The organism is Treponema sp. R8-4-B8, from assembly GCF_054786175.1.
In genome coordinates this window covers 1-8,153 of sequence record NZ_BDHE01000025.1, presented here as the reverse complement: position 1 = coordinate 8,153, position 8,153 = coordinate 1, and the positions used below count along the sequence as shown (strand labels likewise).

Below are 8,153 nucleotides of genomic sequence, written 5' to 3'. Positions count from 1 at the left end.
CCCGTATTCAAGGAGCGATATTTACGTGCCGTTTGGAAACCCTTCGTCTAACCACCGCGAAGGACGATACGCGAAGCAAGCCCTTGAAGACGCGAGAAAGCGGTGCGCTTGTGTTTTAAACGTGCCGCCTGAAACTCTGTACTTGACGTCCGGCGGGACCGAGTCCAACAGTATCGCGCTTTTTTCCAATCTGACGCGTCCAGGAAAAGGAAGGGTAATTTCATCTCTTGCGGAACATTCTTCGGTAAGGGAGGGAATGGAAACTTTGGACAAAATAGGAAAATCAACCGGCAGTATTGCGGTTGATTCTACGGGAAGGGTGACAGCCGAAACTTTTACAAAAGCGCTTGATAAATACGGCGATGTTCGTTTCGCGTCTATTATGTCGGTAAATAACGAGACTGGAGCCGTAACCGACATTGCTTCTTTAAGGGAAGCGCTACAAAAAAGAAATGAATCGGCGCCAATACATTTTCACTGCGATCTTGTGCAGGCGATTGGAAAGATACCGGTTGACATTTCAAATTGGGAAATTGATTCCGCTTCAATAAGCGCCCATAAAATTTCAGGACCGCGCGGGATTGGGCTTTTATATCTGAAAAAACCTTTGGATGCGTTTTACACGGGAGGCGGTCAGGAAAAAGGGATAAGGGGCGGAACTGAAAACACTCAAGGAGCGGTAGAACTGGCGGATTGCCTTACGCGGTATGCGAACACGGAAACGGTACAAATTGAGTATGAACGCGCAAAAGCCCGATGGAAAAAACTGATGACTTCTCTTGCGGCAATAAAACGCTGTACTTTCATTCCCTCCTGTCGCGTCCCTGAAGACAATAGATTTTCTCCCTACATATTACAAGCCGCTTTTAAAGACATCCCCGGCGAAGTTATGGCGCGCGCCCTTGACGACCTTGGTTTCGCGATTTCAACAGGATCGGCTTGCTCGTCATCGTCTCCCGAACGCCCCGTCCTTGCCGCGATGGGCGTTGAAGAAAATTTAAGAATCGAAGGCATTCGCGTCTCACAGGGGTACGCCACTACTGACGAAGAAATCGAGCTTTTTTTAGGCGCGGTCGCGGAGGTGTTAAAATTTCTGTAAGCAATTGGCTTTTAAAACCCGCGGAACTTACCCTTAAAGGCGATAACATAAAAAGTTTTGAAGGAGCGTTAAAGCACAACATAAAACAACTGCTTTGCGAAACGGGCGGCATAAAATTAAAATTCACAGCCGGCCGTTATTACATTCAAGCCCCACAAGAAAAATCACAGGAAATAGAGAACGTTCTTTCCCACTTAATTGGAATTTCAGGCTGGGCAAAAATTACCACTTGCGAAAAAACACCCGCCGCCGTTCTTGCCGCCTGTGTTGAAGAGGGAAAAAAACTCAGAGAGAGAGGGATAAAAACTTTTAAGATTGACGCGCGAAGGACAGATAAAAGTTTTCCTTTTACTTCTTACGAGTTATGCTGTAACGCGGGTGCGGCTATTACGGACGCGTTTAGCGATATGAAAGTTGATATTCACTCTCCCGATGACATAATAAAAATTGAAATCCGCGAAAAAGCGTTGATTTACTCGGGCGGCAAAAAGGGATTGGGCGGCCTTCCCGTCGGCACCGCAGGAAGAGGAATGTTATTGTTATCCGGGGGAATAGATTCTCCTGTCGCCGGTTTTATGATGGCGGCGCGTGGAATGATCATAGACGCGATTCATTTTCACTCCTACCCCTACACTTCTCTGGAAGCAAAACAAAAAGTTATCGATCTCGCTAAAATTACAGGCGCGTACTGCATGGGGATTAATCTCTATATTTTAAATTTTACCAAAGCGCAGATGAGAATAAAAGAACGCGCCCCTATTCAATGGACTACTGTCCTGTTACGCATGGCGATGATGGAAGCCGCGCAAAAAGCCGCGCAAAAAACAAAATGCAAGTGCCTGATTACGGGCGAAAGTTTGTCGCAAGTGGCAAGCCAAACGATAGAAAATTTAACATGCACTCAAAGCAGGGTAATAGTCCCCGTTATTCGCCCTTTGATTGGTTTCAGTAAGGAAGACATCATAAAAAAAGCAAGGCAAATCGGCACCTTTGAAATTTCAATACAGCCCTATCAGGACTGCTGTACCCTATTCAGCCCCCCGCACCCGGTGCTGCACGGCAATGTTACGGAGGCGAATGAGTTATACGAAAAGCTGGAACTTGAAGAGCTAATTGATGAAGCGCTTGAAGGGTATGAGTTGGTTAAATAAATTTTTTTTATAATTCTAAATGCATCCGAACTGTTTCTGCTACTTTTGCCATATCAGAGGAATTTAACGCTCCGATATAATTCTTTAAGCGGTTTTTATCAGCAGTCATTATTTGATCAGCCATTAGTTTACCTGTCTTTCCATTTATATTAACCAATGTATTACCCGGATAAATCCGAGATATATTACTGGTGAAAGGAACAACCACAACACGCGAAAGAGCAATATTTGAAGCGTCATTACTTATGATGACAGCCGGTCTTGTTTTTCTGGTTTCGCTTCCTGAAGCCGGCTCAAAATCAACCCACCAAACTTCACCGCGTTTCATCGTCAATTCCATTCATTAGTCCGTTACACCATTCCATAGCTTCCCGTTCATATTCTTCATCAGCCGCCATTGCTTTGTAACCGGCTTCCAATTCTTCTTGGGTATATGTACGCTTAGAAGATCGGGCTTGAATAAACTCGGCTAACAAATTTCCTATGGTTTGTTTCTCGACCATAGATACTAGAGTATTATAAAGTGTTTCATCAACATTTAATGTCAGTTCACGCATCATTTTTTTGCCTCCTGCTTATCAACCTTATTGTACAAGTTACATAATTATCTTGCAAGCCATAAAACATCAAAGTAAGCGGCTTGTTGTTGTTCGTGGTAGAATTCTTTAATAATTCTTAAAGGAACGAAACATCAATCCCTGAATAGTCGTTAGCTATAGTAAGGGAATCAAAAACTTGAGAAATTTGCCCCCGATGATGAGTGTTGTGAACGACAAGCTGGCTCAGCATGAAAGACAACGGCACTGAAGCGGGATTTCCCCCGTACCATTCAGTTTTAACAGGAAGGTTAAGATCGGACTCGCTTAATGCTTCGGCCATACCAACATAAGCCGCGTCAACCGTATTAAGCACGGATTCCAGTTCTTTCCACTGCGTGTCGCTTAACGCCCCTTCAGGCAGTTTTGGAAGAGATTCTATCGCTGAGATTGCATTTACCGCCGCCGCGTTGCCGCTCAAAGAGGCTTTAAACATCCCTAGAAAAAACCGTGTTCCACCAATAATATGACGTAGTAGCGCTGAAAGGCTCCTGTAGAAACTTCCCCTGTCCATTTCACGCTCGTCATTGCTCATTTGATCCATGAGCCCAAAAATAGTCTTGTTACCCGCCTGATTATATTTGGCGTAAATTTTTGCTTCGTTCATGTTTTTCTCCTTTTGTAGATGATAGCATATAATCGCTTATTTTGGAAGAAATTTATTCGAAAGAGTTCTCACTAAGATCACAAAGGAACAAAGAACACAAAGGGAAGAATTTGTGGGTTCTTGTCCGTTATCTTATCATGAAGTCCACGCATTAATAACGAACAACAACATTGCTCACTGCTCACTGCTCACTGCTAATTGCTCCCTGTTCGTGTTGGTTCGTGGTAGAATCTCTTTTCCAACTAATTCCTAAAACTATGAATAGGCGCGGGGATTCTTCCGCCTCGGTTAATAAAAGCGTCGCTATTTGCACTGTTCACCGCCATTATTGGGGAGCCTCCTAAAAGGCCGCCGAATTCCGCCCATTCGCCTGATTTCTTGCCGGGGACGGGGATTACGCGCACCGCGGTTGTTTTGTTGTTCACCATGCCTATTGCCATCTCGTCGGCGATAATTGCGGCGATTGTCGCCGCTGACGTGTCGCCGGGGAGGGGAATCATGTCCAGCCCTACGGAGCAGACGCAGGTCATAGCTTCCAGTTTATCTAGGGAGAGGGAGCCGCTTTTTACTGCCGCCACCATGCCTTCGTCTTCAGAGACGGGGATAAAGGCGCCGGAAAAGCCGCCTACATGGATAGACGCCATTACGCCGCCTTTTTTTACCATGTCGGTTAACATCGCTAAAGCGGCGGTCGTTCCGTGGGTACCGGCGGCTTCAAGGCCTATTTCTTCAAGTATTCGCGCTACAGAGTCCCCTACCGCCGGAGTCGGCGCAAGTGAAAGGTCTAAAATGCCGAATGGGACTCCTATGCGGCGGGCGGCTTCAAACCCGACAAGCTGGCCCATGCGCGTTATTTTAAAAGCGGTCTTTTTGATAGTGTCAGCTAACGCGTCAAAACTCATTTCGCGGCAGTTTTCAATGGCGGCTTTTATTACGCCGGGGCCGGAGACTCCAACATTAAGTACGCTCTCCGCCTCCCCTACCCCGTGAAAAGCTCCCGCCATAAAGGGATTGTCTTCGGGAGCGTTGCAAAAGACAACCAGTTTCGCGCAGCCTATGCCTGATTTGTCCGCGGTCGCTTCGGCTGTTTTTTTAATTATTTCGCCCATAAGACGCACCGCGTCCATGTTAATGCCGCTCTTTGTAGAGGCGACGTTTACGGAAGCGCAGGTTCTTTCAGTCGCGGAAAGCGCGTCCGGCAAAGACTTAATCAATTTCTCATCGCCCAATGAAATCCCCTTTTGAACAAGAGCGGAAAAGCCGCCGATAAAATCAACGCCAAGTTCTTTCGCCGTTTCATCCAATGTTTTAGCAAACGGCGTATAATTTTCTTCATCGCATGAGGCGGCGATTAAGGAAATTGGCGTAACGGAGATGCGTTTGTTGATTATCGGTATGCCATATTCAGTTTCAATATCACAGCCCGTTTTTACAAGCGGACCGGCGACGCGCAAAAGTTTTTCCCGTATCTTTTTTCGCGTAACATCTCCCGTTGAACTTATGCAATCCAACAAAGAAACGCCAAGCGTTATGGCGCGTATGTCCAACTTGTAGCGCATAAACATATCAACAGTTTCTTTAATCTCAAACGGCGTAAATAGCATTTTATATCCTATGCATAGCGGAAAAAACTTTTTCGTGCATAAGGCTTATGCTTACATTTAACGTATCTCCAAGAGAGGAAAGTTCTTTCTTTATTTCTTCCAGCGCCTTGGAACAGGAGGATAAATTGATCATCATCATCATTACAAAGTTTCCGCTTAAAATTGTTTGAGAAATATCTTCGATATTAATATTCCGTTCCGCCAAGAACGCGGAAACTTTCGCTATTATTCCAACCTTGTCCGTTCCTACGACCGTAATTATAGCGTTCATAGGCTTCTTAGAATCCTCTCCGCCTCCGCCTTGCCGGAATAATTGGGGTTTCTGCTGACCAAGTCTTGCAAATAACGTTTCGCGTCAGCGTTCTGCCCGAGAGTTACGCACGTCATTCCAAGTTCGTACATGGCGTCCCAGTTGTCGGGCGCAAGGCGCAACACCGCCTGATAGGCATTTTGCGCTTTTTGAAGATCGCCCAATCCCGCATAGGCGCGCGCGAGATTAAGACGCGCTACGGAATCATTGGGCCTTATATTCAAAGCGCGTTCATAATAGATAATACTCGAAGACCAAATTTCCTGTTTCGCGTAAACCGCGCCTAAATTGTTATTCACCTCAAAGTTAGAAGAATCAATCGCGTAACCTTCATTAAGCCATGAAATAGCTTCCGTATAATTTCCGTTGGCAAGATATATGCTTCCAAGATTAATTCTGGGACGCAGGTATTTCGCATCCAAAGACGCCGCTTTTTTATACGCCGCGACAGCCTGATCAAAAGCGCCAAGCGCTTCACAGGCAAGCCCTAAAGTGTACACATAAACCGCGTTGGAAGGATTCGCGTCCACGGCTAACTTCGCGAAATTAAGCGCCTCTGTATTTTTTTTAAGTTCCAGCTTGACTACGGCCATATTGTAATTTGTCTGGGGATCGGAAGGATTATTTTTCATCGCCCTTGTAAAAATAGTTTCCGCTTCCGTATAGTTGCCAGCCTGACTGTACGCCGCGGCCAATTCGCACATCGCGCTAAAATCGTTGGGACTGTACTGTAACGCGCTTGTAAATGATTTAATCGCGCCGTTAGTATCCCCTTTTGCCAAAAGAAGCCTGCCTATTTCACGGTGCGCTGCCGCATAATCAGCTTTTATCTCGACAGCCTGCCTGTACGCGGCAAGCGCATCGTCAAGACGGTTCAACGCGCGTAACGTACCGCCAAGATTGTACCACGACGCTTCAAAGCGGGGATTAATTTTTACAGCCGATTGAAAACTGTCTCTTGCTTCAGAATAACGCTTCGCCAGAAATAACATTCTTCCCAAGTCATGAAAGTACATGAAATTTGAAGGATCAAGACGCGCCGCCTCCCTAAATTCGTTTATCGCTTTTTCAGTCTGATTAGCGTCGCGCGCGATACGCCCAAGAACATAATGCGGCAGCGCCTGAGTGGGATCTTTTGTTATGGCTTCGGTCGCCAATTGCGACGCGTGGTTAAGAGCTTCCCGCCCGGAACTGTTGTTGGAGTTCCTCGCGCTGAAATCATAATAAGCGTCCGCCATTTCAGAGAGTTTTTGAGCGTCAAAGCGCGTTTCACTTGGAGGGATTAATCTTCTAGCTTCGTTAAATAATTGGGTTCCTCCATGCAGATCATCGGCGGCAAGCCTCGCCTTGCCGTCAGCGACAAGATTATTTACCTTCCGCATTATTTCCTGCATTTCACGGCTTGCTTTAGCGAGTTCTTCTTCCTGCGCTTTTTTTCTTGCCTGCTCGGCTTCGGCTGCCGCTCTGCGCTCCGCAGCGGCTTCAGCTTCAGCCGCCGATTTTGAAGACGCGTCCGCTCCAGCCCTTTGAATGCTGGAAGCGATCACGGCGTTTTGCCGCTGCTGCTCCTCAAGGAATCTTCGTTGAGCTTCAAGCAGTGCGTCCGTCCTGTCGCTGCTATTTCCGCCGCCGCTGCCGCTGCTTCTATCCAAGCTCAGTATGGCGCGTTGAAGAGCGATGGCCTCTTCATCATCGGGATTATCAATTAAAATGCCGTCAAGAAGATTTAACGCCCTTTCATATTCACCGCTTTGCGCGTAAGTATTGGCGAGTTTTATTATATTATTTCTTCTCGCGTCAGCGCCGGTTTTTGTAATATCAATATCTTCCGCGCCTTTTTTACGGAGCGTTAAAAAAAGTATCAGCCCCGTAACGAGCAGAACAAGCAAAACTCCGCCTGAAATTAAAAGAATCTTTTTTTGTTGTTGCGTCATTTATATTCCCCCCCTATCCTGTTAGTTGTGTTACTCTAACACAAATTCACCGTCATAATTTTCTACGCTTTCCGTACCGGAAGAAATTCCCTTGCTGGAATCAACAACCGATTGAAGCGAGGCGGAAACCGAATCTAAAAGCCTTTGCCTTTCTTCGGCGATTCTGCGCGCCTCTTCTTCCGCCATGAGCCTTTTCATTTCCGCTTCCGCGGCTTCAGTTCGGATCAAGTTTACAAGCTGTTCAATCTTAGCGCGTTGTTTAGAACGCGGGTCCAACCTTAAATACTGCTCATAGTCAGAAATAGCGTTTTTCAAATTCCCCGTTTTAACGCGGGTGTTAGCCCTGCCAAGATACGCGTTAGGATAATTTGAATCAAAACCAATCGCCTGAGTATAGTACTGTTCGGCAGTATCAATACTTCCCTTTTGAAAATAAACATTACCCAGATTATTCGCGACATTGGCTGAGAAATTTCCCGCCGACGGCAAAATCCGCCTGTAAATAGATATGGCGTCTTCCGCCCTGCCAATCTGTTCATATACAATACCCAAGTAAATATACGCGACAGGATTACCGGGATCGTCGGAAATCGCGCGAATAAGGAAACTCTCCGCCTGAGCAGGCTGATTTCTCATCAGCAGTTCCTCGCCCTTCGCGAAGTTCGACTGCCCATAGCAAAGACCGGCAAAAAATAATATCACCCAAATCAAAATTATTTTTTTTGTCATCTTTCCCTTCCTATACTCAATAATATATAATATATATTAAATATTATCGACAAAAAAGGACTTTGTATTGAAAATACTGTGTATTTCTGACAAAATTGACCCTCAAATCTACTCTCCGCGGGT

At 46.0% G+C, this 8,153-nt stretch carries 9 protein-coding genes; 2 read left to right on the top strand and 7 right to left on the bottom strand.

Going from position 1 to position 8,153, the window contains the following annotated elements; all coding sequences use genetic code 11:
- Positions 1-1,099 (top strand): cysteine desulfurase family protein (locus tag ACYVRA_RS05215; protein WP_461251692.1); only part of this gene is annotated, 1,099 nt, incomplete at its 5' end.
- On the top strand, positions 1,090-2,250 hold the full coding sequence (gene thiI, locus ACYVRA_RS05210) for a tRNA uracil 4-sulfurtransferase ThiI (protein WP_461251693.1): 1,161 nt from the start codon (positions 1,090-1,092) through the stop codon (positions 2,248-2,250). The genes ACYVRA_RS05215 and thiI, both read left to right, overlap by 10 nt.
- A gap of 7 nt (positions 2,251-2,257) precedes the next feature.
- On the opposite strand, the gene ACYVRA_RS05205 is transcribed toward thiI, so the two are convergent.
- From ACYVRA_RS05205 to ACYVRA_RS05175, 7 genes are all read right to left on the bottom strand, one after another.
- Positions 2,258-2,578, bottom strand: a complete 321-nt coding sequence (locus ACYVRA_RS05205; protein WP_461251691.1) for a type II toxin-antitoxin system PemK/MazF family toxin — start codon at positions 2,576-2,578, stop codon at positions 2,258-2,260.
- Positions 2,565-2,810 carry a hypothetical protein gene (locus ACYVRA_RS05200; protein ID WP_461251690.1) on the bottom strand — a complete coding sequence of 82 codons (246 nt, stop codon included), beginning with the start codon at positions 2,808-2,810 and terminating at the stop codon, positions 2,565-2,567. Before ACYVRA_RS05200 ends, ACYVRA_RS05205 begins: the two co-directional genes overlap by 14 nt.
- A 115-nt stretch (positions 2,811-2,925) precedes the next feature.
- Positions 2,926-3,453 (bottom strand): DinB family protein, encoded by a 528-nt coding sequence (locus tag ACYVRA_RS05195; RefSeq protein ID WP_461251689.1) that lies wholly within the window; start codon positions 3,451-3,453, stop codon positions 2,926-2,928.
- Between the two features lie 242 nt (positions 3,454-3,695).
- A complete protein-coding gene (locus ACYVRA_RS05190) occupies positions 3,696-5,057 on the bottom strand; it encodes a DUF711 family protein (RefSeq protein ID WP_461251688.1) in 1,362 nt (453 codons plus the stop codon).
- Position 5,058: 1 nt separating this feature from the next.
- The gene (locus ACYVRA_RS05185; protein ID WP_461251687.1) at positions 5,059-5,328 is read right to left on the bottom strand and encodes an ACT domain-containing protein; all 270 of its coding nucleotides are present in this window, start codon (positions 5,326-5,328) and stop codon (positions 5,059-5,061) included.
- Positions 5,325-7,301 carry a tetratricopeptide repeat protein gene (locus tag ACYVRA_RS05180; RefSeq protein WP_461251686.1) on the bottom strand — a complete coding sequence of 659 codons (1,977 nt, stop codon included), beginning with the start codon at positions 7,299-7,301 and terminating at the stop codon, positions 5,325-5,327. Before ACYVRA_RS05180 ends, ACYVRA_RS05185 begins: the two co-directional genes overlap by 4 nt.
- Before the next feature lie 30 nt (positions 7,302-7,331).
- Positions 7,332-8,030, bottom strand: coding sequence for a tetratricopeptide repeat protein (locus tag ACYVRA_RS05175; RefSeq protein WP_461251685.1), 699 nt, complete (start codon positions 8,028-8,030; stop codon positions 7,332-7,334).
- Positions 8,031-8,153 lie beyond the last annotated feature (123 nt).